Origin of the sequence: Inhella gelatinilytica (assembly GCF_016093295.1) — a bacterium.
Taxonomy (GTDB): Bacteria; Pseudomonadota; Gammaproteobacteria; order Burkholderiales; family Burkholderiaceae_C; genus Inhella; species Inhella gelatinilytica.
The window spans coordinates 716,822-740,365 of record NZ_JAEDAL010000001.1; the positions used below are offsets into that span (position 1 = coordinate 716,822).

The 23,544-nt window shown below is 70.2% G+C and carries 18 protein-coding genes; 9 read left to right on the forward strand and 9 right to left on the reverse strand.

Translation table 11 applies throughout. The annotated features are described in order from the left end of the window. Positions 1 to 42: 42 nt before the first annotated feature. Positions 43 to 1,185 (reverse strand): aminotransferase class V-fold PLP-dependent enzyme, encoded by a 1,143-nt coding sequence (locus tag I7X43_RS03260; protein ID WP_198099454.1) that lies wholly within the window; start codon positions 1,183 to 1,185, stop codon positions 43 to 45. Positions 1,186 to 1,362: 177 nt separating this feature from the next. Between I7X43_RS03260 and I7X43_RS03265 the strand changes: the two genes are divergently transcribed. From I7X43_RS03265 to I7X43_RS03275, 3 genes are all read left to right on the forward strand, one after another. Beyond that, the gene (locus tag I7X43_RS03265) at positions 1,363 to 2,571 is read left to right on the forward strand and encodes a CaiB/BaiF CoA transferase family protein (protein ID WP_198099455.1); all 1,209 of its coding nucleotides are present in this window, start codon (positions 1,363 to 1,365) and stop codon (positions 2,569 to 2,571) included. Between the two features lie 83 nt (positions 2,572 to 2,654). Further along, positions 2,655 to 3,743 carry a calcium/sodium antiporter gene (locus I7X43_RS03270; protein ID WP_198099456.1) on the forward strand — a complete coding sequence of 363 codons (1,089 nt, stop codon included), beginning with the start codon at positions 2,655 to 2,657 and terminating at the stop codon, positions 3,741 to 3,743. Beyond that, the gene (locus tag I7X43_RS03275; protein WP_198099457.1) at positions 3,743 to 4,330 is read left to right on the forward strand and encodes a lipocalin family protein; all 588 of its coding nucleotides are present in this window, start codon (positions 3,743 to 3,745) and stop codon (positions 4,328 to 4,330) included. Before I7X43_RS03270 ends, I7X43_RS03275 begins: the two co-directional genes overlap by 1 nt. Here the strand turns inward: I7X43_RS03275 and I7X43_RS03280 are convergent. From I7X43_RS03280 to I7X43_RS03310, 7 genes are read right to left on the reverse strand one after another with little or no spacing between them, the layout of a single operon-like run. Next, the gene (locus tag I7X43_RS03280) at positions 4,327 to 5,124 is read right to left on the reverse strand and encodes a sulfite exporter TauE/SafE family protein (protein WP_198099458.1); all 798 of its coding nucleotides are present in this window, start codon (positions 5,122 to 5,124) and stop codon (positions 4,327 to 4,329) included. The genes I7X43_RS03275 and I7X43_RS03280 overlap by 4 nt on opposite strands. Further along, positions 5,114 to 5,428: a rhodanese-like domain-containing protein gene (locus I7X43_RS03285; RefSeq protein WP_198099459.1), complete on the reverse strand. Its 315-nt coding sequence runs from the start codon at positions 5,426 to 5,428 to the stop codon at positions 5,114 to 5,116. The genes I7X43_RS03280 and I7X43_RS03285 overlap by 11 nt, the downstream gene beginning before the upstream one ends. 7 nt (positions 5,429 to 5,435) lie before the next feature. After that, the gene (locus tag I7X43_RS03290; protein WP_198099460.1) at positions 5,436 to 6,824 is read right to left on the reverse strand and encodes a TolC family protein; all 1,389 of its coding nucleotides are present in this window, start codon (positions 6,822 to 6,824) and stop codon (positions 5,436 to 5,438) included. Continuing rightward, entirely contained in the window at positions 6,821 to 7,270 is a 450-nt protein-coding gene (trxC, locus tag I7X43_RS03295) for a thioredoxin TrxC (RefSeq protein ID WP_198099461.1), read from the reverse strand. The genes I7X43_RS03290 and trxC overlap by 4 nt, the downstream gene beginning before the upstream one ends. A 24-nt stretch (positions 7,271 to 7,294) precedes the next feature. Then, entirely contained in the window at positions 7,295 to 7,504 is a 210-nt protein-coding gene (locus tag I7X43_RS03300) for a YgaP family membrane protein (protein ID WP_198099462.1), read from the reverse strand. A 36-nt stretch (positions 7,505 to 7,540) separates the two neighbouring features. After that, positions 7,541 to 10,756, reverse strand: a complete 3,216-nt coding sequence (locus I7X43_RS03305) for an efflux RND transporter permease subunit (RefSeq protein ID WP_198099463.1) — start codon at positions 10,754 to 10,756, stop codon at positions 7,541 to 7,543. 2 nt (positions 10,757 to 10,758) lie between these two features. Further along, positions 10,759 to 11,790 (reverse strand): efflux RND transporter periplasmic adaptor subunit, encoded by a 1,032-nt coding sequence (locus I7X43_RS03310; RefSeq protein ID WP_198099464.1) that lies wholly within the window; start codon positions 11,788 to 11,790, stop codon positions 10,759 to 10,761. Between the two features lie 162 nt (positions 11,791 to 11,952). On the opposite strand from I7X43_RS03310, the gene I7X43_RS03315 reads away from it, so the two are divergent. Genes I7X43_RS03315 through I7X43_RS03325 form a run of 3 tightly spaced genes read left to right on the forward strand, consistent with a single transcriptional unit; the run spans position 11,953 to position 16,297 of the window. After that, a complete protein-coding gene (locus I7X43_RS03315) occupies positions 11,953 to 12,318 on the forward strand; it encodes an ArsR/SmtB family transcription factor (RefSeq protein ID WP_198099465.1) in 366 nt (121 codons plus the stop codon). Positions 12,319 to 12,327: 9 nt separating this feature from the next. After that, a complete protein-coding gene (locus I7X43_RS03320; RefSeq protein ID WP_198099466.1) occupies positions 12,328 to 12,750 on the forward strand; it encodes a YkgJ family cysteine cluster protein in 423 nt (140 codons plus the stop codon). Positions 12,751 to 12,796: 46 nt separating this feature from the next. Then, positions 12,797 to 16,297 (forward strand): DUF748 domain-containing protein, encoded by a 3,501-nt coding sequence (locus I7X43_RS03325; RefSeq protein ID WP_198099467.1) that lies wholly within the window; start codon positions 12,797 to 12,799, stop codon positions 16,295 to 16,297. A gap of 299 nt (positions 16,298 to 16,596) precedes the next feature. Here I7X43_RS03325 and I7X43_RS03330 read toward each other — a convergent pair whose 3' ends face one another. Then, a complete protein-coding gene (locus tag I7X43_RS03330; protein WP_198099468.1) occupies positions 16,597 to 17,196 on the reverse strand; it encodes an ECF-type sigma factor in 600 nt (199 codons plus the stop codon). Positions 17,197 to 17,311: 115 nt separating this feature from the next. Here I7X43_RS03330 and I7X43_RS16535 point away from each other — a divergent pair, with 115 nt between their 5' ends. From I7X43_RS16535 to I7X43_RS03345, 3 genes are all read left to right on the forward strand, one after another. Then, the gene (locus I7X43_RS16535; RefSeq protein ID WP_198099469.1) at positions 17,312 to 18,781 is read left to right on the forward strand and encodes a hypothetical protein; all 1,470 of its coding nucleotides are present in this window, start codon (positions 17,312 to 17,314) and stop codon (positions 18,779 to 18,781) included. A 69-nt stretch (positions 18,782 to 18,850) separates the two neighbouring features. Then, the gene (locus tag I7X43_RS03340; protein ID WP_198099470.1) at positions 18,851 to 21,550 is read left to right on the forward strand and encodes a serine/threonine-protein kinase; all 2,700 of its coding nucleotides are present in this window, start codon (positions 18,851 to 18,853) and stop codon (positions 21,548 to 21,550) included. Positions 21,551 to 21,558: 8 nt separating this feature from the next. Next, entirely contained in the window at positions 21,559 to 23,535 is a 1,977-nt protein-coding gene (locus I7X43_RS03345; RefSeq protein ID WP_198099471.1) for a peptidase U32 family protein, read from the forward strand. Positions 23,536 to 23,544: the final 9 nt, after the last annotated feature.

A 23,544-nucleotide genomic window follows, 5' to 3' on the forward strand; every position in this document is an offset into this window, starting at 1 on the left:
ATCGCAGCAACGGGGCGGCTGGGCCGCCCCCGGAAAACCCGATCAATCGCGGGCCCGGGCCAGCAGCGAGTTGAGCGCATGCTCGAACGAGCCCACGGTACGGTCGATGTTCTGCAACTTGTCCAGCCCGAAGAGGCCGATGCGGAAGCTGCGGAAGTCCGCCCCTTCGTCGCAGGCCAAGGGCACACCCGCCGCAATTTGCAGGCCCTGATTGGCCCACGCGCGGGTGTTCTGCCACTCGGCGTGAGGGGTATAGCTCACCACCACGCAAGGCGCTTGGAAGCCCGGAGCCGCCACGCTGGAAATGCCGCGCGCCTCCAGCAGGCCGCGCACCCGGCGACCCAGCTCCACCTGCGCGGCTTTGGCCGGCTCGAAGCCGAAAGCTCGGGTCTCCTGCACGGCATCCCGCAGCTGCGCCAAGCCGTCGGTCGGGTAGGTGGCGTGATAAGCCATCTGCCCTTGTTCGTGCGCGGCCATGATGGCGGCCCACTTCTTCAGATCGAGCGCAAAGCTGCTGCTGGTGGTTTCGGCCAGGCGTGCCACGGCGCGCGGCGAGAGCATCACCAAGCCCGCGCAGGGGGTGCTGCTCCAGCCCTTTTGTGGCGCGCTGATCAGCACGTCCACACCGGTTTGGACCATGTCCACCCACATGGCACCGGAGGCCACGCAGTCCAGCACGAACAGACCGTCGTGGGCGTGTACGGCGTCGGCGATGGCCTTCAGGTGGTCATCCGGCAGCATCAGGCCGGCGGAGGTCTCGACGTGCGGGGCGAACACGACGGCGGGGCGGGTTCGGTGGATGGTGCTAACGATCTCGTCGAGCGGCGCGGGCGCGAACGGCGCCGTGTCGCCCGGCTGCAGCCGGCGCGCCTTGAGCACGGTGTTTGATGCCGCCACGCCCGCCATCTCGAAGATCTGCGTCCAGCGGTAGCTGAACCAGCCGTTGCGCACGATGAGCACGTCCTGGCCGCCCGCAAACTGCCGCGCCACGGCCTCCATGCCATAACTCCCGCCGCCCGGCACCACCACCACCGCAGCGGCGTTGTAAACCGCCTTGAGGCCCGCCGATAGGTCCTGCATGACCCGGGCAAAGCGCTGGGAGAGGTGGTTCAGCGAGCGGTCGGTGTAGACCACCGAGTACTCCAGCAAACCGTCGGGGTCAATGTGGGGCAGCAGGCCAGGCATGGGGTTCCGCCTTGAAGAAGAGTCTTGGGGACGCCCGAGTGTAGGAAGCGCGCGCGTCGGCGGTCCGTTTGGGCCCCCGCCACTTCACGCCCCAAGAAGGCAACCCCCATGGCTGACGGATCCGCGCGAAGGCCGGGGTTTTGAAAATGAGGGTCCCCAGCGCCCCCGTTTCGCCCCATGACCCACGCTCCTCTTCCCGCTCAAGCTCTGGCTGGCCTGCGTGTGATCGAAATGGGCCAGCTCATTGCCGGCCCGTTTGTGGGCAAGACGCTGGGGGACTTTGGTGCGGATGTGCTGAAGATCGAAGCCCCCGACGGCGGGGACCCGCTGCGCGGCTGGCGACTCCTGCAGGACGGCACCTCGGTGTGGTGGCAGGTGCAGTCGCGCAACAAGCGTTCGATCGCCCTGGATTTACGCTCCCCCGAGGGGCAGGACATCGCCCGGCGCCTGATCACCGAGGCCGATGTGCTGGTGGAGAACTTTCGCCCGGGCGCGCTGGAAGGGTGGGGCCTGGGATGGGAGACCCTGCATGCGCTCAACCCTCGCTTGGTGATGCTGCGCATCTCGGGCTACGGGCAAACCGGCCCCTACCGCGACCGCCCCGGCTTTGGCCTGATTGGCGAAGCCATGGGTGGGCTGCGCCACCTGACAGCCGAACCGGGTCGCGTGCCCGTCCGCTGCGGGGTGTCGATCGGCGACACGCTGGCGGCGCTGCATGGTGTCATTGGCGTGCTGCTGGCGCTGTACCACCACAAGGTGCATGGCGGCCCGGGGCAGGTGATTGACGTGGCGCTGCACGAGGCGGTTTTCAATTGCATGGAGAGCCTGATCCCCGAGTACAGCGCCGCGGGTGTGGTGCGCGAACCCGGCGGCTCGGCCCTGCCCGGCATCGCGCCCAGCAACGCCTACCGCTGCTTGGATGGCGTGGTGCTGGTGGCCGGCAATGGCGACTCGATCTTCAAGCGCCTCATGAGGGCCATCGCCCGCGAGGACCTGGGCGAGGACCCCGACCTGGCGCACAACGCCGGCCGCGTCGCGCGGGTGACCGAGATCGATGCCGCCATTGGCGCCTGGACGGCCCAGCGCCGAGTGGAAGAGGTGCTGACCCACTTGACCGCCGCCCAGGTGCCCGTGGGCAAGGTCTACACCGCAGCGGACATCGCGACCGACCCGCACTACCAAGCTCGCGACATGCTGCTGGCCCACACCACGCGCGAGGGTCGGACCCTCACCGTACCCGGCGTGGTGCCCAAGCTCATGGGTACACCTGGCGGCATTCGCAGCCCCGCCCCGCGCCTGGGCGACGACACCGACAGCGTGCTGGCGGGGCTGGGCCTCACGCCCGAGCAAGTGGCCGCGCTGCGCGAGCGGGGTGTGGTCCGCTGACGGGCCCCGCGTGCAAAACGACCTGATGCTTCCTGGGGTTTGGCACGTCTGGCTAGAGTCCAGGCCGTTGCTCAGGAGTGCGCATGAACCTTTTGCTTTTCTTGGCCGGCCTCGCCGCCTTGGTGCTGGGCGCCGACTGGTTGGTGCGCGGTGCCTCCAAACTGGCGCTGCGCCTCGGAATCTCACCCTTGGTGATTGGCCTGACCATCGTGGCATTCGGCACCAGCGCCCCCGAGATGGCGGTTTCCGTCGGTGCGGTGCTGGGGGGCCAGACCAACCTCGCCATCGGCAACGTGGTGGGCAGCAACATCTTCAACGTGCTGTTCATCTTGGGTCTGAGCGCCCTCATCGTGCCCCTGGTGGTGAATGTGCAACTCATTCGCCAAGAGGTCCCCATCATGATCGGCGCGAGTTTGCTGCTGCTCTTGATGGGTCTGGATGGCCGGGTCAGCCTGCTGGAAGGGGGCAGCTTGGTGGTGCTGCTGCTGGCCTACACCGTGTTCCTGATCGTGCAGTCGCGCCAGGAAACCCAAGCCGCTCAAGAAGAATTCGCGCAGGAGATTGAACCCGCAGCACCCGGCGCTTGGGACAGCCGCTTGCCCGTGCAGATCGGGCTCATCGCGGTGGGTCTCGTCGCTCTGGTGCTGGGCTCGCAATGGCTGGTAACCGCCTCCATCGCCTTCGCTAAGGCGTTAGGGGTGAGCGATCTGGTGATCGGCTTGACCATCGTGGCGGCCGGCACCTCGATGCCCGAAGTGGCCGCGTCCATCACGGCAGCCATCAAGGGCGAGCGCGACATCGCGGTGGGCAATGTGGTGGGCAGCAACACCTTCAACATCTTGGGCTGTGTCGGTGTGTCCAGCTTGGCAGCGGGCGACAACGGGCTGCTGGTGTCGGCTGCGGTGGTGAACTTCGACATCTGGGTCATGTTGGCCGTGGCGCTCGCCTGCCTGCCGGTGTTCCTGACCGGACGAGAGATTGCGCGGTGGGAGGGCGGCGTGTTCGTCCTCTACTACATCGCCTATGTGCTTTACCTCGTCCTGGCCGCCCAGCAGCACGACCTGCTGCCCCGTTTCTCGACCGTGATGATGGGTTTTGTGCTGCCCCTGACCGTCGTCACCCTGGTCGTCGCCCTGATTCGACACAAGAGCCCCTCTGGAGCCAACCCCTGATGAAAACCTGGAATTCCCACAAAACACTGACGGGGTGGCTTTCCGGCCTGCTGCTGGCTGCCTCCAACGCAGGCGCGGCACCCCCAACCCCCTTGCCGGAGCTGGACACCGTGGCGTACATGGGCCGCTGGCACCAGGTGGCGCTGTTCCCCAACCGATTCCAGGCCCAGTGTCTGGACAGCACCACCGCCACCTACACGCTGCTGGACGACGGCCGGGTGCAGGTGGTGAACCGCTGCCGAACGAAAGACGGTTGGGACGAGACCACCGGCGTCGCCCGGCCGCGGGAAGGCGTCAAGCGCGAGGGCGGCCGCCTGTCGCCCGCCTCGCTGGAAGTGAGCTTCTTGCCGGCCGCCCTGCGCTGGCTCGGGGTGGGCTGGGGCAACTACGACGTGCTGCGACTGGGTGCGCAGCAGGAGTGGGCCTTGGTGAGCGAGCCGTCGCGGCAGTACGCCTGGGTGCTCGCACGCAAGCCGCAGCTGGAGGATGCGCAGTGGGCGGCGGTGGAAGCCGAAGCCCGCGCCCAGGGCTTGGACTGGGGCCGCATGCGGCGCGAGCCCCAGCCCCCGGCCCGCATCACGCCTTAAAGGCGGCTCGCCCGCTCCAGCATCAAGCCCGCCACCGCCACAGCCACGACAGCAAATACCTGCCGCAAGCGCGCCGCGGGCACGTGACGGCTGAGCCGGCGGCCCAGCAGCAAGCCCCCCACCGCCCCGGCCGCAAATGGCAAAGCCATGGCGCCGGCCAGGCTGCCGTGCAAGGCGGCGCTGGCCAACCCACTGCTGGCCACCAAGGCCATCACGCCCAGGGATGTGGCCTGGATGTTGGCGAAGTCCAGGTTGGTGCGGCGCTCCAGCGTGGGCACGATGAGGAAGCCACCGCCCACACCCAGCAGCCCGCTGAGCAGGCCCGCGCCCGCGCCCAGGCTGCCCATCACCGCCGCACAGCGCGGCGTCCAGCGCAGTTGGCGCTCCCCGTCGGGCCGGAAGCAAACCGGCTGCGCCGGGCGCGGGCTGCTGCCCGCCGGGCGCGTCATGCGCCAGGCCGTGAGCAGCAAAAAGGCAGCAAAGGCCAGCAGCAGCGGCGTCGGGGGCAAGCGCTGGGCCAGGGTCACGCCCAGCGGTGCCGCCAGCACGCCCACGCCCCCAATGAGCAGGGCGGCGCGGTAACGCACCACGCCCTCGCGCAGCCCCAGGCCCGCGCCCAAGAGCGCCGACAGGCCGACCGCCGTGAGCGAAATGGGCGCCGCCTGCTGCAGGCTCAGGCCAGCGCCAAAAATCAGCAGCGGCACGGCCAGGGCCCCCCCGCCCGCGCCCGTGAGCGCCATGATCAGCCCGACCACGCCGCCCAGGCCAACCAGCAGCGCCGGTTCAACCGCCATGCCGCACCGGCAGGCCGTGCGCGGCCCAGGCACCCACGCCGCCCGTCAAGTTGGCCACTTGGGTGAAGCCGTGGTGCACCAGGAACTGCATCGCCTGCAGGCTCCGCCCCCCGGCTGCGCAGGCGAGCACCAACAGGCGGTCGCGCGGCAGCTCGTGGAACTGCTGCTGGAAGCGGCTCAGCGGCAGCTGCACGCACTGCGGGTGGTCAAAGGCCAGGCGCTCGGTTTCGTGCGGCTCACGCACATCCACCAGCCAGGCCCCCTCGGCGAGGGCTTGGGCGCAATCCAGGGTTTGCATCTGCATAGGGAGGTCACTGCGGTTGGGGAACGGGGGGCAGGAGGGCACGGGCCTGCTGCAGCGCGCCCTCGTCCAACTGACCCGCCAGCGCCGACAGGTGCAGACGGCTAGTGATCAATCGGGTGCGGGCCTCCAGCAAAGCCAGTTCTGCGGCGGCGGCGTCATTCTCCGCGCGCAGCAGGTCCAGCAGGGTGCGGTCCCCCGCCTGCAGCCCAAGCCGGGTGGCGTCCAGCCGCGCCCGGCTGGCTTCCAGGGCGGCGCTGAGGGCGGCGAGCTGACGCTCCCCCACGGCCAAGTCCAACCAGGCGGCGCGGGTCTGCTGGGCCACCTGCTGTCGGGCCCGATCGCGCTCAGCCTGGGCTCGGCTCACGCGGGCCTGTGCCTCGTGGGCAAGCGCTGGGCGCATGCCGCCGGTGTAGAGCGGCAGCACCACTTGCACGCCAATGGCGCCTTGGGTGGCGCTGTTGCGGGCGGCGCCGAAATCGCCCGAACCGCTGAGCCGCTCGCGCGCGGCCTGCGCCACCAAGTCCACCGTGGGCAGGGCTGCACCCGCCACGGCGCGCGCCTGGGCTTGCAGCACCTGAACGCCCAACTCGGCGCGTTGCAGGCCAGGGTTGCCCTGGTCCGCGTCTTGCAACCAGGTGGCCAGCGCACCCGCCGGAACGCGGGGGTTGGCGGCGGGCAGACGCGGGGCAGCATCCGCCGGCAGCGCCCCCATCAGGTCGGCCAGCGCCGCACGCACCACTTGGATCTGAGAGTCGGCCGCCAGGCGTTCAGCCTGCAGGGCCGCTGCACGGGCCGTGGCCTCATGCACATCCGTGATGGGGCGGTCGCCAAGCTGAAAGCGGTCGCGCGCCTCGGCCGCGGCGCGGTCCACCGCCGTTTGCTGCTGGGCCACCAGGCGCAGGCGCTCGTGGGCCAGACCGACGGCAAAGTAGGCCTCCACCACCTGCAGCATCAGCGCCTGCCGGGCCTGGGTCCACTCGGCCTCGGCCATCGACTGGCTCAAGCCCAGGGCCTGGGCTTGGGCGTCGCGCTCGCGGCTGAACAGGGGCTGGCGCAGCATCAGCGCGGTCCGCGTGCCCGTGCCGCCGGTCACCGAGGTGTCAAAGGCCACGCCCTGAGATTGCCCAAAGCCCGGCGCACTGAATTGGGCGCCGCGCATGGCCGTTTCGTGTGTGGCCTTGGAGGCCCCGGCCTCGACCAGCAGCTGGGGGCGCCACAGGGCCTTGGCCTGCTCGCCACGGGCCACACCGGCTTCTCGCGCGGCGCGGGCTTGCGCAGCCTCGGGCGCGCGCTGCTCGGCCCGCTGCCAGGCCTCCAGCAGGTCCAGGGCCTGGGTCTGGGCTTGGGCGGGCACCAGCAGCGCCGCCAGGGCCAGGGTCAACAGGCTGCGATTCATCGACGGCCCCCGGCATCGCCCGTGTGCTCGGCCACCCAGCGCAGGATCTCCGCACTGGGCAGGGCTCCCGAGCGGCGCGCCACCTCCTGCCCGCCCTGGTACAGCACCAGGGTGGGGATGCTGCGGATGCGCGCGCGCACGCTGGCTTTGGGCGAGGCCTCGGTGTCGACCTTGGCGAAGCGCACGCGCGGCTGCTCGGCCGCAGCGGCCTCGAAGTGCGGCGCCATCATGCGGCAGGGCCCGCACCAAGCCGCCCAGTAGTCCACCAGCACCGGCAACTCCGTGCCCTCCAGGAAGGACTCAAAGTTTTCGTCCGTCAGGGCCACGGGCGCGCCGGCCATCAGCGCGGCGCCGCAGCGGCCGCAAACGGGCTCATCGCCCAAGCGCTCCTCGGGCACGCGGTTCTTGGTGCCGCAAGACGGGCACACCAATTGAAGGGGGTGCATGGCGCAGCCTCCGGTTGAAGGGCTTCAGCAGCCAGGCTTGGCGCCCAGCTTGCGCAGGATGGTTTCCATCAAGCACCAGCGCGTGAAAGCGCTTTGCAGCAGGTTGGCGCCCACAAACGCCGTGAAGGCCAGCCACCAGTGGCTCATGAAAAGCGGGCTGCCGGGAATGCCCAGCGCCAGCGACAGCAGGATGAAGGCGCCGGCCACGGCGCGAACGATTTGCCAAGAGGTCATGTCAGTCTCCTAGGGCTTGAACAAGCATTCCAACAATCAAACCGGTGCAGCCGGCGCCGTCGGGGCGGTGCGGCGGTAGGCCACGTAATAGAGCAGGGGGATCACCACCAGCGTCAGCAGGGTGCTGACCAGGATGCCGAAGATCAGCGAGATGGCCAGGCCGTTGAAGATGGGGTCGTCCAGGATGAAGAAGGCCCCCAGCATGGCCGCCAGACCGGTGAGCAAAATGGGCTGGGCGCGCGTCGCGGCCGAGTGCACCACGGCGTCCTTGAGCGCCATGCCGCCCGCGACCTCCAGCCGGATGAAGTCCACCAGCAAGATGGAATTGCGCACGATGATGCCGGCCAGCGCAATCATGCCGATCATGCTGGTCGCCGTGAACTGCGCGCCCAGCAGGGCGTGGCCCGGCATCACGCCCACCACCGTCAACGGGATCGGCGCCATGATGATCAGCGGCGTCAGATACGACCCAAACTGCGCCACCACCAGCAGGTAGATCAAGATCAACCCCACCGCATAGGCCGCGCCCATGTCGCGGAAGGTCTCGTAGGTGATCTGCCACTCGCCATCCCACTTGAGGGCGTAGCCGCGCCAGGCTTCTTCCGGCTGGCGGATGAAGTACTCCGCCATCGGCGCGCCGGTCGGCGTGGGCAGGGTGGCCAGTTGGCTGCGCATGCCAAACATGGCGTAGAGCGGACTGTCCAGCTTGCCCGCCATGTCGCCCACCACGAAGTGCACGGGCAGGCCGTCTTTGTGAAAGATCGGCTGCTCGCGCAGGCTGTCGCTCACGGTGACCAATTCGCGAATGGGCACCACCTGCCCACCCGCGCCGCGCACGCCCAGTTGCAAGAGGGCATCCAGGTCACCCTGCAACTCGGCCGGCAGTTGAATCGTGGCCGCCGCGGGGAACTTGCTCTGGTCGTGCAGGTAGGTGGTGGCCTCGCCCGCCAGGCCCGCTCGGAGTGTGCTCACGATGGCGGCCTGCGGCACGCCCAGCAAGGCGGCCTTACGACGGTCGACCAGCAACAGCTTGCGCGGTGCGTCCACGATGCCCGAGTCGTCCACATCGACCACGCCGGGCGTGGCCTCAAACACCTTGCGCACCGCCTGGGCCAGGGCGCGGCGGCCTTCGGCCTCCGGGCCGTAGATTTCGGCCACCAGGGGCGAGAGCACGGGCGGGCCCGGCGGCACTTCCACGACCTTCACATTGGCGCCGTGGCGGCGGCCAATCTTTTGCAGCGCGGGGCGCAGGCGCGTGGCGATGGCATGGCTTTGCTCGCTGCGGTGGTGTTTGTCCACCAGGTTGACCTGCAAGTCCCCCACCTCGCCGCCCGCGCGCAGGTAGTACTGCCGCACCAAGCCGTTGAAGTTGATGGGCGCCGAGGTGCCGGCATAGGCCTGGATGTGCGTGACCTCGGGCTGCTGCGTCAGGTAGGCGCCCATTTCGCGCAGCGCTGCGGCGGTGCGCTCCACCGGCGTGCCAGCGGGCATGTCCACCACCACCTGGAACTCCGACTTGTTGTCGAAGGGCAGCATCTTGAGCACCACCAGCCCGAAGACCGGTAGCGCCAGCGACAGGCCGATCAAGCCCGCCACGCCCACCGCAAGCAAGCGGCGGTTGCGGCTGCCCTTTTGGGTGTCCAACAAGGGGCGGAACACGCGCTCGAACAGCGGCCCGAGCTTGGCGGCCAGGCCTTGGGGCGCGGCATGGGCGTGGCCGGTGTGCTTCATCCACAAGCGCGCCATCCACGGCGTGACCACAAAAGCGATGGCCAACGACAGCAACATGCCCATGCTGGCGTTGATGGGGATGGGGCTCATGTAGGGCCCCATCAAGCCCGACACAAAGGCCATGGGCAGCAGGGCCGCAATCACCGTCAGCGTGGCCAGGATGGTCGGTCCGCCCACTTCGTCCACCGCGCCGGGGATCAACTCGCGCAGCGTCTTGTGCGGATACAGCGCCATGTGGCGGTGGATGTTCTCCACCACGACGATGGCGTCGTCCACCAAGATCCCGATCGAGAAGATCAGCGCAAACAGCGAGACGCGGTTGAGCGTGAAGCCCCAGGCCCAGGAAGCAAAGAGCGTCACCGTCAGCGTGAGGATCACTGCGCTGCCCACGATGGCGGCTTCGCGCCGGCCCAGGGCCAGGAAGACCAAAGCGACGACCGAGGCGGTGGCGAAGAGCAGCTTCTGAATCAGCTTCATCGCCTTGTCGTTGGCCGTTTCGCCGTAGTTGCGCGTCTCGACCACGCTCACGCCTTCGGGGATCACGGTGTTGCGCAAGGCTTCCACCCGGGCCATTACCCCCTCGGCCACGGCAATGGCGTTCTCGCCCGGCTTCTTGGTCACCGAGAGCGTCACCGCGGGGGCCTCACCCGCCGCGGTGCCGTGCCACACATAGCGCTGTGGCGGCAGCGGGCCGTCCACCACGCGCGCCACGTCCTGCAAGGCCACGGGCTTGCCCTGGCGCACGGCCACGAGCAGCTCACCCACCTCGCGGGCGTCGCGCAGGAAGGGGCCGGCCTCCAGCTGCACCGCGCGGTCGCCGCTGAGCAGGTCGCCCACCGGGGCGCCCGCATTGGCCGACTGCAGGGCTTGGCGCACATCGGCCACCGTCACGCCGGTTTGGGCCAGGCGGTTGGGGTCGATCTCCACCCGGATGGCCCGGCCCGGGCCGCCGACCGTCGTCACCTCGCGGGTGCCCGGCACGCGCTTGAGTTCGGCTTCGAGCGAGTGGGCCACGCGCTCCAGATCAAAGGCCCCGGTGTCGGCCGCGCCGTGCAGGGTCAGCGTGACGATGGGCACGTCATCGATGCCCTTGGGCTTGATCAGCGGCTCGCCCACGCCCAGACCCTGCGGCAACCAGTCGGCATTGGCCTTGACGGTGTCGTGCAGGCGCACCAAGGCCTCGGTGCGCGGCACCCCCACCTTGAATTGCACGGTGAGGATGGCCAGGCCGGGACGCGACACGCTCATCACGTGTTCCGTGCCGGCAATCTGCGACAGCACCTGCTCGGCCGGCCCGGCCACCATGTGCTCCACGTCCTGCACCGACGCCCCAGGGAAGGGCACCAGCACATTGGCCATGGTGACGTTGATTTGCGGCTCTTCCTCGCGCGGCGTCACCGCGACAGCAAACACCCCCAGCAGCAGGGCCACCAAGGCCAGCAGCGGGGTGATTTGCGCGGTTTGGAAGAAGCCGGCGATGCGGCCGGATATGCCCAGGGCGGGGGGGGTCTTCGAGTCCATGATCAGCGGCCCTTCGCGCCCAGGGAGACGGCCTGCGGCTTGAGCACCACGCGCTCACCGGCGCTCAGACCCGACAGGACCTCCACCCAATCGCCACTCACAGGGCCCAAGCGCACCTGACGCAACAGCGGGCGCCCTTCAGCCCCCAGCACATACACCGCAGTCAACTCGGCACGGCGCAGCACGGCTTGGGTCGGGATGGCCAAGCGCGGCGCGCCCTGCACCGCGCCGGGCAGCCACACGCGCGCAAACTGGCCCGGCGTGGCCGCCGTGCCCGCGGGCAGTTCCAAGCGCAAGGTCTGGGTGTGGGTCGCGGCGTCCACGGCCGGCAGCAGCTGCCAGCGGCTGGGGCTGAGGCGGGCGCTGTTCAGGCCGGGAATTTCGAGCTGCAGCGGCGCTTCGGTGCGCGGCGCGGCCGTTTGCGGCACCGCTGCCGTCACCCGCAGCACCGCGGGGTCGTACACGGTCAGCAAGGGGCGGCCCGGCAGGGCCATATCGCCTTGCACCACCGCCACATCGGCCACCACGCCGTCATACGGCGCCTTGAGCGTGAAATGGTCGGTCTCAGAGCGTGCCGCGCCGGCCGCAGCCAGTTGGGCCTGCGCCTGGGCCTGCGCCTGCTTGAACTGCGACTCGGCCCGCTCCAGCGCGGCCTGGCTGATGTACTGCTTCTGGAACAGCTGCTTTTGGCGCTCGAATTCTTTGGTGGCGGCCTCTTGCGCCGCACGCGCGGCACCCACCTGCGCCGCCGCTGCACCGGCTTGCTGCTCGGCCGAACGGGCGTCCAGGCGCAGCAGCACCTGGCCCGCGCGCACGCGGTCACCCGCCTTCACAGCCAGCTGCACCACGGCGCCGGGCACCTGGGCGGCCAGCACCGTTTGCCGCACGGCCTCCACCACCCCGGTGTAAGCCGTGACCGGCCCCTCGCTGCGCGCCGCCACGACCAAGGTCTCGGGGGCGGCCGGCGTCGGCGCGGCCAGGGCCACGCTGCTAACGAGGCTGAATCCAACCCAGGCCGCGGCCCGGCGCGTCATTCCCCAGCTGTTTTGATGCATTCGGTGTCTCCGAGGCTTCCATTGGCGAGTCAATGGATTTATTATTTAGCTAATCAGTTAAACAGTCAAGTACCCACCCATTCTGACAAGGCCGGAGCCATGAGGCATCATCCCGAACCCCTACCCAACCCCTGTCCCCGCATGGAAGGCCTGCCTCCCGAAGCGCTGACGCAGGTGGCGGCCTACTTCCAAGTGCTGTCCGAACCCACGCGTCTGCAGATCCTGAACCTGCTGCGCACGGGCGAGCGCAACGTGGGCGAGATCGCCCAGGCCTGTGGCTTCACGGCGGCCAATGTCTCGCGGCACCTGTCGCTCCTGACCCAGCACGGCCTGGTGGCGCGCGAGAGCCGCGGCACGGCGGCGTACTACCGCATTGCCGACGAGTCGATCTACGCGCTGTGCGACCTCGTGTGCGGCAACATCGCCCGCCAGCTGGAACGACAGGCCGCCGGGCGCCAGGCCTTTGTGCAGGCCACCCCCAAGGCCCCGCGCAGCCGCCCCCGCTGAGACTCGACGGTGAGCCTTCCCCTGCACCGGGTCGATGTGGACCGGCTCGACACCTGGACCCGCTACCGCGCCGGCCTGTGCGACCGCTGCCACGCCCACTGCTGCACCATGCCCGTCGAGGTGCGGCTGCCCGATTTGGTGCGCCTGGGGCTGGTCGACGCCTTTGAGGCCGAACACGTGGAGGTGCGCCACCTGGCCAAGCGCTTGATCCAGGCCCGCGTTGTGGCCCGCTTCAACCACAAGGACGGGATCTTCACCCTGGCCCGCCGCGCCAACGGCGACTGCCTCTACCTGGACCCGCAGACCCGCCGCTGCACCACCTACGAGACCCGGCCCACCACCTGCCGCAAGCACCCCCAGGTGGGCCCACGGCCCGGCTTCTGCCCCTACGGGCCCCGGGCCCAAGCCAACCGCGCTGACCCCGACGCCTGAAGACCGGCTGGCGCCATCCCGCCCCATCCGGGTCTAGCATGGCCGGATGCGCGCTTTTTCTTCTCTGTGGGCCCGCCCCTGGGTTCGCCGTCTGGCCTGGACCCTGGCTGGCACCGTCACCCTCACCGCCCTGCTGACCTTTGCCCTGCCACCCTGGCTCAAGGGCCGGCTGGAGGCCGAGGGCACGGCCCAGCTCGGGCGCACGGTCACGCTGGAGCGGCTGGCGTTGGCCCCCTGGCGGCTGGGCGTTTCCTTGCAAGGCCTGAGCATTGCCGGACGCGAGGGCGAGCCCCCGTTGCTGACGCTGGCGCGCCTGGACACCGCCCTGGCCTGGAAGAGCCTGTGGCGCGGCCAACTCGTGCTGCGCCACCTCACGCTGGACGCCCCGGTGCTGCGCCTGGCCCGCACACCCGACGGGCGCAGCAATGTGGACGACGTGCTGCAGCGCTTCGCCAGCGCGCCTGCCGCGCCGTCGGGCGAGGGCCCCAGCGTGGCGCTCTACAACCTGACGCTGACGCAAGGGCAGGTGCACCTGAAGCAAAGCGAGCAGACCGGTCTGGTGGACGCCCTGGAACTGGGCCTGCCCTTTGTCTCCACCGCCGAGGTCGATGAAGCGGTGTGGGTCGAACCCCGCCTGGCCGGGCGCTGGCAGGGCCAGCCCTTTGCGCTCAGCGGCCGCAGCAAACCCTTTGCCGATGCCCTGGAAACCGAACTCGCGCTGCAGTGGCAGGGGCTGGATGTGGCGGCCCTGCTGCGCTGGCTCCCCAAGCTGCCCGCCCTGCAAGGCCTGGAACTTGAAGCCGCCCAGCTGGGGGGCGACCTGAAGCTCGCCTTCCGCCTACCGCCCAAGAAGGCGCCCGAGCTTGTGGTGTCGGGGCAGCTGGATCTGCAGAAGCTGCAGGCCCAGTGGCCGCGCGGCCCGCTGGCCCGCCTGGACCTGCCCCAGGCCCAACTGAACCTCGGCCCCAGCCAGCCGCTGCGCCAACAGTTCCACGTGCAGGCGCTGCGCGTGGCCCCAGGCACGCTGCAGCTGCGCGGCCCCGAGGGCCGCAGCCTCACCCTGTCCGACACCCGCCTGGAGCTGAACGCCCTGCGCTGGCCGCTGGCCGAGGCGCCGGCGCGCTGGTCGCTCGCCACCGCCCCGCGCAGCCCGGCGGGCGAGAAGGCCAAGGACGCCGCGCCGTTGCTGCAGCTCCAGGCCGAAGGCCAGTTGCGCGCGGCCGAACTGAGCGCCAGCTGGCGCGTGGACGAGGCCCGCTTGGACCCCCTGCTGGCCTGGGCCCGCGTCCCCGCGCTGCAGCCCTGGCGCGTGCAAGGCCGCGTGAAGGCCGACGGCAGCCTGAGCCTGGCCGACCCGCTCGACCCGGCCGCCGCTGAGCGCGTACAAGCCACCGTGAACGCCCTGGAATGGGCCGAGGCCCAGGCGCGCCATGGCGACGACGTTGCCCTACGCGGCGGCCAGCTGCAGCTGCAAGGCCTGCAGTGGCAGGCTGCTGCGCCCACGGTCACGGTGCAATCCCTCCAGCTCAAGGCAGCCGAGCTGCGCCTGCGCCGCCGCGCGCAAGGCTTGCTGGCCGGCGGTCCCCCAGCGCCCACGGGCGACGGCACAACCCCCGCACCTGACACCCCGCCGCCCTTCGCCCTGCGCCTGGGCCGCTTGGCCCTGGCCGTGGACCAGCTGCAGTGGGCGGACGAGCGCGCTGCCGGCCTCTACGGCCTGGAAGCCGAACGGGCCCAGGTGCAATGGGCCGGCCGCGGCCTGCAACTCGAAGCCCAGCCCCTCAATTGGGAGGCCGGGCGCCTGACCCCCACGCAAACCCGCGTGCAACTGGCCACCGGGCCGCGCCAAACCCCGGCCACCCTGCGCTGGGAGGGCGAGCTGCGCGGCGCGCCCTGGCAGGCCAAAGGCCGGCTGCGCCTGCAACGCTGGCCGCTGGCCCTGGCGGACGCCTACGGCCTGGCCCACACGGGCCTGGGCCTGCGCGACGCGCTCTTGGGCCTGGACAGTCAGATCGACCTTCAGCCCGAACGCCTGGGCCTGCGCGGGCAGGCCGAGCTGCAAGCCTTGGACTTGGTGACCGTGCGCCACGACGCCGGCGTGCGCTTTGTCGACCAGCCCCTGCTCGCCTGGCAACGGGTGGGCGCCGAGGGCCTGAACCTGGCGTGGCCGCTGCAGGGCCACGCCGCCCCCCGCCTCCAGCTCGACCTGCTGACCGTGCAAGGCCTGCAAGCCCGTTTGATGGTCGACGCCCAAGGGCGCCTCAACCTGCGCGGGCTGGAAGGGCCGGGCGGGGAGAGCGCCGCCGGCCCGGCGAGCCCGGCAACGCCCGCCGCCTCAGCCTCCGCAACCGCAACCGCCAGTGCCCCGATGCCCCGCCCCGTCATCGAAGTCGGCCGCATCCAACTGGACAACGCCGCCGTGGACTTTGAGGACCGCTTCGTCAAACCCAACTACCGCGCGCAACTGGGCCGCCTCACCGGCTCGCTCGGGCGCTTCCACAGCGAACAGCCCGCGCAAGCCCCGCTGCAGCTGACCGGCACCGTGGCCGGCACCGGCACGCTGCAGGTCGAAGGCTCGGTCAACCCTTTGCTGCAGCCCCCGCAGTTGGACATCCGTGCCCAGGCCAGCGACGTGGAACTGGCCCCCTTCACGCCCTATTCCGGCAAGTACTTGGGCTACGGCATCGACCGCGGCAAGCTGGGCAGCACCTTGCGCTACCAGGTCGGCGCCGACGGCCGCCTGCAGGCCGACAACCGCGTGGTGCTCAACCAGCTCACCCTGGGCGAGGCCGTTGAGAGCCCTGAGGCCACCGGCCTGCCCGTCAAGCTGGCCCTGGCCCTGCTGTCCGACCGCCACGGCGTGATCGACCTGAACCTGCCCGTGGAGGGCTCGCTGCAGGACCCGGAATTCCGCATCGGCCCCGTGGTCTGGAAGCTGATCGGCGGCCTGATCACCAAGGTCATCACCTCGCCCTTTGCCTGGATGTCCGGGGGCGGGCCCGAGGGCAAGCCGGTGGAGCTGCGCTTCGCCCCGGGCCAAGCCCAGGTGCTGGACCCCGCCCCGCTGCAAACCGTCGCGCAGGCGCTGCTGGACCGCCCCCAGCTGCAGCTGACGCTGACCGGCGCCGTGGACACCCACGAGCGCCGCGCCGTGGCCCTCGGCCGGATCGACACCGCCTTGCGCCAAGCCTGGGCGCGCGACCGCGGCCAAGCCGACCAAACCCAGGTGGCCGTGCCGCCCGAGCAGCGCGAGCGCCTGCTGCGCCGCCTCTACGAAAGCCGCCCCCTGCCCAATCGCCCGCGCAACGTGCTGGGCCTGCTGAAGACCCTGCCCGAGGCCGACATGCTGGAGCGCCTGCTGGCGGCCGAGACCGTCAGCGACGACGACCTGCGCGCCCTGGCCGTGGCCCGCGCCAGCACCGTCCGCGACGCCCTTGTCGCCCAACAGGTGCCCGTGGCCCGCCTGTTCCTCGCCGCCCCCAAACTCCGCGGCCCCGAGGCCCCGGCCGGGCAGGCGCAGGTGGAGCTGGGGTTGAGCTTGCCGTGAGGTGACTGGCTTGAGCACTCAACCGACAACGCCAGCCGGTCCACTCGTAGCTGTGGCCCTTCTTGTAGGTTTTCTGCTGGTGTGGCCCCTCGCCTAGCTCTTTGCCTCTTTGGGATTGCCAATATTCCATCTATGGGTGCTTGCCCACGGATCGTGGATAGTTGCCTGGCCCTTGCTTTCAGTAGCGATATTCGGAGCTGGATACCAGGTGCTACGCCGAAGTAATCGCCGTGATCGCTGAACAAAAATCCGGCTGAAATCTGTAGGTGGCGTCATGCCAAGCTGACCAGGCGCGCCGGCTACCCCCCCGCCAACTCCCGATGCAACCACGCCCGCGCCAGGGTCCAGTCGCGTTTGACGGTGGCGAGGGAGATGCCCAGCACCTCGGCAATTTCTTCGTTTTCCAGGCCGCCGAAAAAGCGCAGTTCGACGATCTTGGCGGCGCGGGGGTCAAAGGCTTCGAGGGCGAGCAGCGCCTCGTGCACGGCAACCACATCGCGATCCGGAGCGGCGCCGAGTTGCTCCAGGCCGCCGAGGGTCAGCGGCACCAGGTCGGCCTCGCGCTTGGCGGCGCGGCGGGCCATCTCGTGGTTGACGAGGATGCGCCGCATCATGATCGAGGCCACAGCCAGGAAGTGGCTGCGGTTGCGCCAATCGGTGCGGGTTTGCTCGCTCAGGCGGAACCAGGCCTCGTGCGACAGCGCCGTGGCCGAGAGCGTGTGGTCGCTGCCCTCGTGCCGCAGGTGGCCGCGCGCCAGGCGGCGCAGCTCGTTGTAAAGCGCCACAAAGAGGGCATTGCCCACCGCCGGCTCGGCCGCGGGGTCGAGGTTTTGCAGCCACTGGGTGATCTCCGCGGCGTCAAAAGGCGCGGGGACGGCGGGGGCAGGGTGGGCGGTCACGGCAAAAAAAGTTTTTTTAGGGGCATGAGCCTTTTGGGGGTGGGGGCCTGCGTAAGCGGGTGTCAGACCTGAATTTGGGCCGAGCTGCGGTCCACCACCCACCCTGGAGCATGCCATGTCGCGTTTTACCCCCCCGTCGCCCCGTTCCACCCTCGCCTCGCTGACGCTGGTGCTGAGCGCCTCCGCGCTGACCGCCTGCGGGGGCGGCAGCAGCGAGCCCGCCAGCCCCACGCCCTCGCCCCCGGCGCCACCGGCCAGCAGCCCGGCGCCGGCACCGACCCCCGCGCCCGCTCCGGCCCCCGCGCCTGCACCCGCCCCGGCGCCCTCAGCCTGCGGCACGCAGACCGAGCTGACCCTGGCCGCCCTGCAGCCGTTTGACGGCCAGTACGAGGTCACGGTCTACGACGGCAGCAGCGGCAGCCCCGCCGCCCAGGGCAAGGCCACACTCGCCTTGAACGGCAGCGCGCTGCAGTTCACCCCGGCCGCCGGCCTGACGGGCTCCACCGCCGCCACCGCCGCCGTCACCGCCGTGTGTCAGAACAAGGACAGCAGCGGCAATGCCATCGGTGTGGTGGCGGTGATCGACGCGCAGCGTCACATCGACTTCTTCAGCCCGGCCTTCAGCGGGCTGTACGTGTCCGGATCGGACCTGGGTAGCAGCAACGCCCAGCGCTACTTGCAGGGCACCTTGCCCAAGAACACCACCAGCCCGGCGCCCACGCCGACCCCGACGCCCACCCCCGTCAGCGCCTATGACACCTACCCGCGCTTCTCTGCCGCTGCGCCGGCCACCCGCCAGCCCGCACCGAACGACGTGTTGACCTGGGCCGCCGGCACGTACTACGGACGCAGCACGGCCGGGCCTTGCAGCGTCAGCATCCAGGCCGATGGCAACGTACAGGCCACGATGAATGGCACCTCCGTCAGCGCGGCGCTGAACGGCAACGGCGACAAGTGGGTGCAGCTGGCCTCGAACAGCATGAGCTTTGGCGTCGAGGTGGTCGAGCCCGGCAAGGGCGTGGCCCTGTACGGCTACGCCGGCCGCTTGGCCCTCTTGGAGGTGGGCGGTGTGCTGGACAAGTGTGCGTTGGCGTTCAAGTCCGCCACCCCGCTCACCATGGCCACCACGACAACTGCGCCGCTGCCGGTAAAGAGCTCGGGCCTGACCGCCGCCGACCTGCCGAGCTGGCTGGTGCGCACCCACCACGGCCACGTGGCGGGCAACATGCTGTTCCCGCAAACGGCCACCGCCGCCTGCAGCCTGCAGGTCAGCGCGGACGGGAGCCTGCTGCTGACCGCCAACGGACGCACCTACGCGGCACAACTCAGTGGCGGCACCACGCAGGGCGACCGCGACAGCAGCGAGGCCGGGCGCCTGTCGGCCTACCAAGCGCTCACCGGCGCCCGGGATTGGGTGTGGAACCTGACGGCGCAAAGTCCCGCCTCGGGCGGCGACATGGTGCAGGTGCAGGTGGAGTTGGCCCACACCGGCGAGCGCTCGCAGGTGAGCTTTGCGCAAGCCCAGATCGGCGCGGCGGTCGGGGGCCTGCCCAAGCAGCTGGACGCCTGCTACTTCCCGAACTGAAGCCCCTCGGTGCCCTGGGCGGCCGGCCACTCGGGCGGCCGCCCCCAACCCCTGTTGCAAACTGAGCGCATGAACGCTTCTCACTGGTCGGCCGTGAAGGCCCTTTTCGACGCCGCACTGGCCCTGCCCTCGAACGAGCGTCTGGCCTACGTGCAGGCCGCCGCGGTGTCCGAGGCCGTGCGCAGCGAGGTGCTCAGCCTGTTGGCCCACAGCACGGGGGGCGAGCGGGACGAGGCGGGCTTTCTGGCCACGCCCGCGACGGTGGGCGTTGACGGCCCGGCTGCCGAGGCCAACCAACGCCTGGGCGCTTGGAAGCTGGTGGAGCCCCTGGGCAGCGGCGGCATGGGCGAGGTCTGGCTGGCCCGCCGCGCGGACGGGGCCTACGAGGGCGAGGCCGCCGTCAAGCTGCTCAAGCGCGGCATGGATTCGGCCGCCGTGCTGCAGCGTTTTGCGCAGGAGCGCCAGGCGCTGGCGCGGCTGGACCACCCCCACATTGCCCGCCTGTATGACGCCGGCCTGAGCCCCCAAGGCCTGCCCTACTTTGTGATGGAGCGCGTCAAGGGTGAGCCGCTGGACCAAGCCGCTCGCCCCCGCAGCCTGCCTGAACGCCTGGACCTGGTGCTGCAGCTGGCCGATGCGGTCGCGCACGCCCACCGCAACCTGCTGGTGCACCGCGACCTCAAGCCCAGCAACGTGCTGGTGACGGGCGAGGGTCAGGTCAAGCTGCTGGACTTCGGCATCGCCAAGGCGCTGGACCCGCTGGCCGAAGGCGGCGACGCCGAGGTCACCGTCGCCGGGCCGCGCCCCTTCACGCCCAGCCACGCCAGCCCTGAGCAGGTGCGCGGCGAGCCCGTGAGCACGGCCACCGACATCTACTCGCTGGGCGTGCTGCTCTACCAAGTGTTGACCGGCCAGCGCCCGTATGGCCGCGAGGCCCGTACCCCTCAAGAGGCAGCCCGCGCCGTGCTCGACGAGGCGCCCACCCGCCCTTCGGCGCTGCAGGCGCCCGCGGGCGACAGCGACTGGCTGCGCACGCGCGAGCGCCTGCGCGGCGACCTGGACAACATCCTGCTCAAAGCCCTGGAAAAGGAACCGCAGCGCCGCTACGCCACGGTGGACGCACTGGCGCGCGACCTGCGGGCTTACCTGGGCGGTTACCCGGTCAGCGCCCACGCGCCCAGCCGCGGCTACTTGCTGGGCAAGTTCGTGCGCCGGCACCGCCTGGCCGTGAGCCTCGGTGGAGCAGCGGTGCTGGCCCTGGCGGCGGGCGGCGGCGCCACGGCCTGGCAGGCCCATGTGGCGGGGCAAGCCCGCGACCAGGCGCAGCGCCAGCTGCAAGCGGTGCAGCGCATCACGGCGGACCTGGTGTTCCGCTACGGCGACACCGCCACCACCCTGCCCGGTGGCCCGCAGGCTCAGGAGGCCTTGCTGAAGGAAACCCTGGCCCAGCTGGACCCGCTGGCCCGCGAAATGCCGCAAAACGGACTCCTGCAAGGCTTGCGGGCGCAGACCCTGGCTCGGCTGGCGGAGTTGCTGGGCAATCAGACGGCAGCCAACCCCGAACGGGCCGACGAAGCCCAGCGCTACACCGCCGAAGCCCTGAGCGTGGGCCAGCCCTTGTGGGCGGAACAGCACCGCGACTGGCGCTTTGCGCTCTGGTACAGCCGGGCCCTGCGCATTCAGGCCCAGCTCTGGCGGGCGCAGGGCCAGATCGACCGTGGCCTGGCGGCGCAGAAAGAGTGCATTCAACTCATCGATCAGGCTTTGCCCTTTGTGCCGAGCGGACTCGCCCCGCTGGATGTCCTGGGCCGCGCCAGTTTGCTCGCGCAGCGCGCGTTGTCGGTTCTTGAAGTGGGGCAGTTGCACAGCCAGCCCAATTTGCCCAGCCTCAATCAACCCGAGGAGGCGCTGCGCTGGTATGCCAAGGCGGAACCCGACTTCCAAGCCCTGTTGAAGGACCGGGCCATGCTGGAGGTGCTGGACCGCAATGGCGTTCCGGGCGACCCGGCCACGGCCGTGTATCTGGCCCACCAACTGGGCACCGTGTATGGCGCCAACGCATTGGCCTACCTGCGCCTGGACCGGCTGCCCGAAGCCCGCGCCGCCATCCAAGCGGCGCTGGCGCTGCGGCGCGCCAATGTGCAGGCCGAGCCCCGCAACCTGATTTGGCGCGATGGGCTCATGGTTGAGTCCAACACCGAAGCCGTGGTGGCGCTGCGCGAGGGGGACTGGGCCGGCGCCCTCAGCGCCGCCCAACGCGCCTGGGACACGGCTGCGCAACTGGCCGCCGAGCAGGGGCCGCAGAGCAAATGGGCGGGCGCCCCGCGGTATCTGGCCGCGCAAATGGGGCGGGCCCTGGTGGCCAATGGGCGCGCCCGGGAAGCCCTGCCCATCCTGGACCGGGGTTTGCCCCTGCTCAAGGCCCAGGTGGAAAAAACCCCGCTGCCCGTGCACCGGCGGCGGCTGGGTGGCTTGCTCCTGGCCCGGGTGGCCGCTTTGCTGGCGCTGGGGCAGCGCGCGCCGGCCTTGCAAGAGCTCCAGTCCGCGCGGACGCTGCTCATCGAGCTGCGCGACAGCGAGCCCGGCGAAACCCGCGACGCCCAGCTGCTGCTGGCCGAGGCCGCGGCCCTGGGCCTGAGCTTGCAGCCGGAGCGCGCCGCAGCGTGGCGCGAAGAAGGGCTCACCGCGCTGGAGCAAGCGGCCAAAGTGCAGCCGCTGGCCCGCGACCATGAAGCCCTGCGCGAGCGGCTGAAGGGGCCGGCTTCTTAAAATGGTGCATGACCGCCGCTGACCCCCGCTTGGAACTGCTTGCCCCCGCCCGCGACGCCGACATCGGCATCGAGGCCATCAACCACGGGGCCGATGCCGTTTACATCGGCGGGCCCGGGTTCGGGGCGCGGGACAAAGCCGGCAACCCTGTCAGCGAGATCGCCCGCCTGGTGCGGCACGCGCACCGCTTCCATGCGCGCATCTTTGTCACGCTGAACACCATCCTGCGTGACGACGAGCTCGAAGGTGCACGGCAACTCATCCACCAGCTGTACGACGCGGGCGTGGACGCGCTGATCGTGCAAGACATGGGCCTCCTGGAGCTGGACCTGCCGCCCATCCAGCTGCACGCCAGCACGCAGACCGACATCCGCACCCCCGAAAAGGCGCGCTTCCTGCAAGACGTGGGGTTCAGCCAAATGGTGCTGGCGCGCGAGCTGGACCTCGCACAGATCCAGGCCATCCGCGCCCAGGTTCAGCGGGCCAAGCTGGAGTTCTTCGTGCACGGCGCGCTGTGCGTGGCTTACAGCGGGCAGTGCTTCATCAGCCATGCGCTGACCGGGCGCAGCGCCAACCGCGGCTCCTGCAGCCAGGAGTGCCGCCAGCCCTACACGGTGAAGGATGCGCAAGGCCGCATCGTGGCGCATGACAAGCACGTGCTGAGCCTCAAGGACAACGACCAGAGCGCCAACCTGGAGGCGCTGGCCCTGGCCGGCATTCAGAGCTTCAAGATCGAAGGCCGTTACAAGGACATGGCCACGGTCAAGAACGTGACCGCCCACTACCGACTCTTGCTGGACCGGCTGATGGACCGGCACCCGCAATTCAGCGCCAGCAGCGACGGCCATTGCCGCTTCACCTTCACGCCCGAACCCGAGCAGGGCTTCAACCGCGGCGGGACGGACTACTTCGTCAACGGCCGCAAGGAAGACATCGGCGCCTTTGACACGCCCAAGCACGCCGGCATCGCCATCGGCCACGTGGGCCGCGTGGGCGCGGAGGAATTCGAGGTGGTGCTGAACGAGGGCCTGCAACTCAACAACGGCGACGCCCTGACCTGGTGGGACCGCCAGGGCGAGCTGCAAGGCGTGCCGGTGCAAACTGCCACAGCCATTGCGGGCCAGCGCTGGCGCGTCGAACCCAATCTGCCGCGCGACCCCGCGCTGCGGGTGTTGAAGGACCTGTTCCCCAACACCGCGATCAGCCGCAACCGGGACATGGCCTGGGAGCGCCTGCTGGCCAAACCCAGCAGCGAGCGCCGCGTGCGCGTGGACCTGAACTTGGCGCAAACGGCCGACGGTCTGGAGCTGAGCCTGAAGGACGAGACCGGGGTGAAGACGGCTGTGCGCCTCGCGCTGCCGCTGGAAGCCGCGCGCGACGCCAAGCAGGCCGAAACCCAGCTCAAAGAAGGCTTGGCCAAGCTGGGCGACACGATGTTCGAAGCCCGGCGCGTGCGCCTGGCCCTGCGCGAGCCGCTGTTTGTGCCGACCAGCAAGCTCAATGCGCTGCGCCGCGACGGCGTGGCCGCCCTGGAGGCCGCCCGCGCGGCCGCGCTACCGCGACTGCCCCGCGACGCCGCCGTCGAGCCGCCCGTGCCCTACCCCGAGGACGCCCTGAGCTACCTGGCCAACGTCTACAACAGCCAGGCCGCGGCCTTTTACGCGCGCCATGGCGTCAAGGTGATCGGCGCGGCCTACGAGAGCCACGAGGAGCTGGGCGAAGCCAGCCTCATGATCACCAAGCACTGCGTGCGCTTCAGCTTGAGCCTGTGCCCCAAGCAGGCCAAGGGCGTGACCGGCGTGCAGGGCACGGTGCGGGCCGAGCCGCTGACGATCCAGCACGGCGAGGACACGCTCACCCTTCGCTTTGACTGCAAACCCTGCGAAATGCACGTGGTGGGCAAGATGCGCAAGAACGTGCTGCAGCAGCTCAAAAGCGAGCCGATGACCTTCTACCGCCAGCGGCCAACAGCCCCGCGCACCTGAGCGGACGCG

What these genes read in the sequence shown, in the direction of transcription:
- I7X43_RS03265 (WP_198099455.1), top strand. Translation starts at nt 1,363, where the DNA reads ATGACCCACGCTCCTCTTCCCGCTCAAGCTCTGGCTGGCCTGCGTGTG.
- I7X43_RS03310 (WP_198099464.1), bottom strand. Translation starts at nt 11,790, where the DNA reads ATGACGCGCCGGGCCGCGGCCTGGGTTGGATTCAGCCTCGTTAGCAGC.
- I7X43_RS03290 (WP_198099460.1), bottom strand. Translation starts at nt 6,824, where the DNA reads ATGAATCGCAGCCTGTTGACCCTGGCCCTGGCGGCGCTGCTGGTGCCC.
- trxC (WP_198099461.1), bottom strand. Translation starts at nt 7,270, where the DNA reads ATGCACCCCCTTCAATTGGTGTGCCCGTCTTGCGGCACCAAGAACCGC.
- I7X43_RS03325 (WP_198099467.1), top strand. Translation starts at nt 12,797, where the DNA reads ATGCGCGCTTTTTCTTCTCTGTGGGCCCGCCCCTGGGTTCGCCGTCTG.
- I7X43_RS03340 (WP_198099470.1), top strand. Translation starts at nt 18,851, where the DNA reads ATGAACGCTTCTCACTGGTCGGCCGTGAAGGCCCTTTTCGACGCCGCA.
- I7X43_RS03300 (WP_198099462.1), bottom strand. Translation starts at nt 7,504, where the DNA reads ATGACCTCTTGGCAAATCGTTCGCGCCGTGGCCGGCGCCTTCATCCTG.
- I7X43_RS03345 (WP_198099471.1), top strand. Translation starts at nt 21,559, where the DNA reads ATGACCGCCGCTGACCCCCGCTTGGAACTGCTTGCCCCCGCCCGCGAC.
- I7X43_RS03315 (WP_198099465.1), top strand. Translation starts at nt 11,953, where the DNA reads ATGGAAGGCCTGCCTCCCGAAGCGCTGACGCAGGTGGCGGCCTACTTC.
- I7X43_RS03280 (WP_198099458.1), bottom strand. Translation starts at nt 5,124, where the DNA reads ATGGCGGTTGAACCGGCGCTGCTGGTTGGCCTGGGCGGCGTGGTCGGG.
- I7X43_RS03270 (WP_198099456.1), top strand. Translation starts at nt 2,655, where the DNA reads ATGAACCTTTTGCTTTTCTTGGCCGGCCTCGCCGCCTTGGTGCTGGGC.
- I7X43_RS03275 (WP_198099457.1), top strand. Translation starts at nt 3,743, where the DNA reads ATGAAAACCTGGAATTCCCACAAAACACTGACGGGGTGGCTTTCCGGC.
- I7X43_RS03305 (WP_198099463.1), bottom strand. Translation starts at nt 10,756, where the DNA reads ATGGACTCGAAGACCCCCCCCGCCCTGGGCATATCCGGCCGCATCGCC.
- I7X43_RS03260 (WP_198099454.1), bottom strand. Translation starts at nt 1,185, where the DNA reads ATGCCTGGCCTGCTGCCCCACATTGACCCCGACGGTTTGCTGGAGTAC.
- I7X43_RS03285 (WP_198099459.1), bottom strand. Translation starts at nt 5,428, where the DNA reads ATGCAGATGCAAACCCTGGATTGCGCCCAAGCCCTCGCCGAGGGGGCC.
- I7X43_RS16535 (WP_198099469.1), top strand. Translation starts at nt 17,312, where the DNA reads ATGTCGCGTTTTACCCCCCCGTCGCCCCGTTCCACCCTCGCCTCGCTG.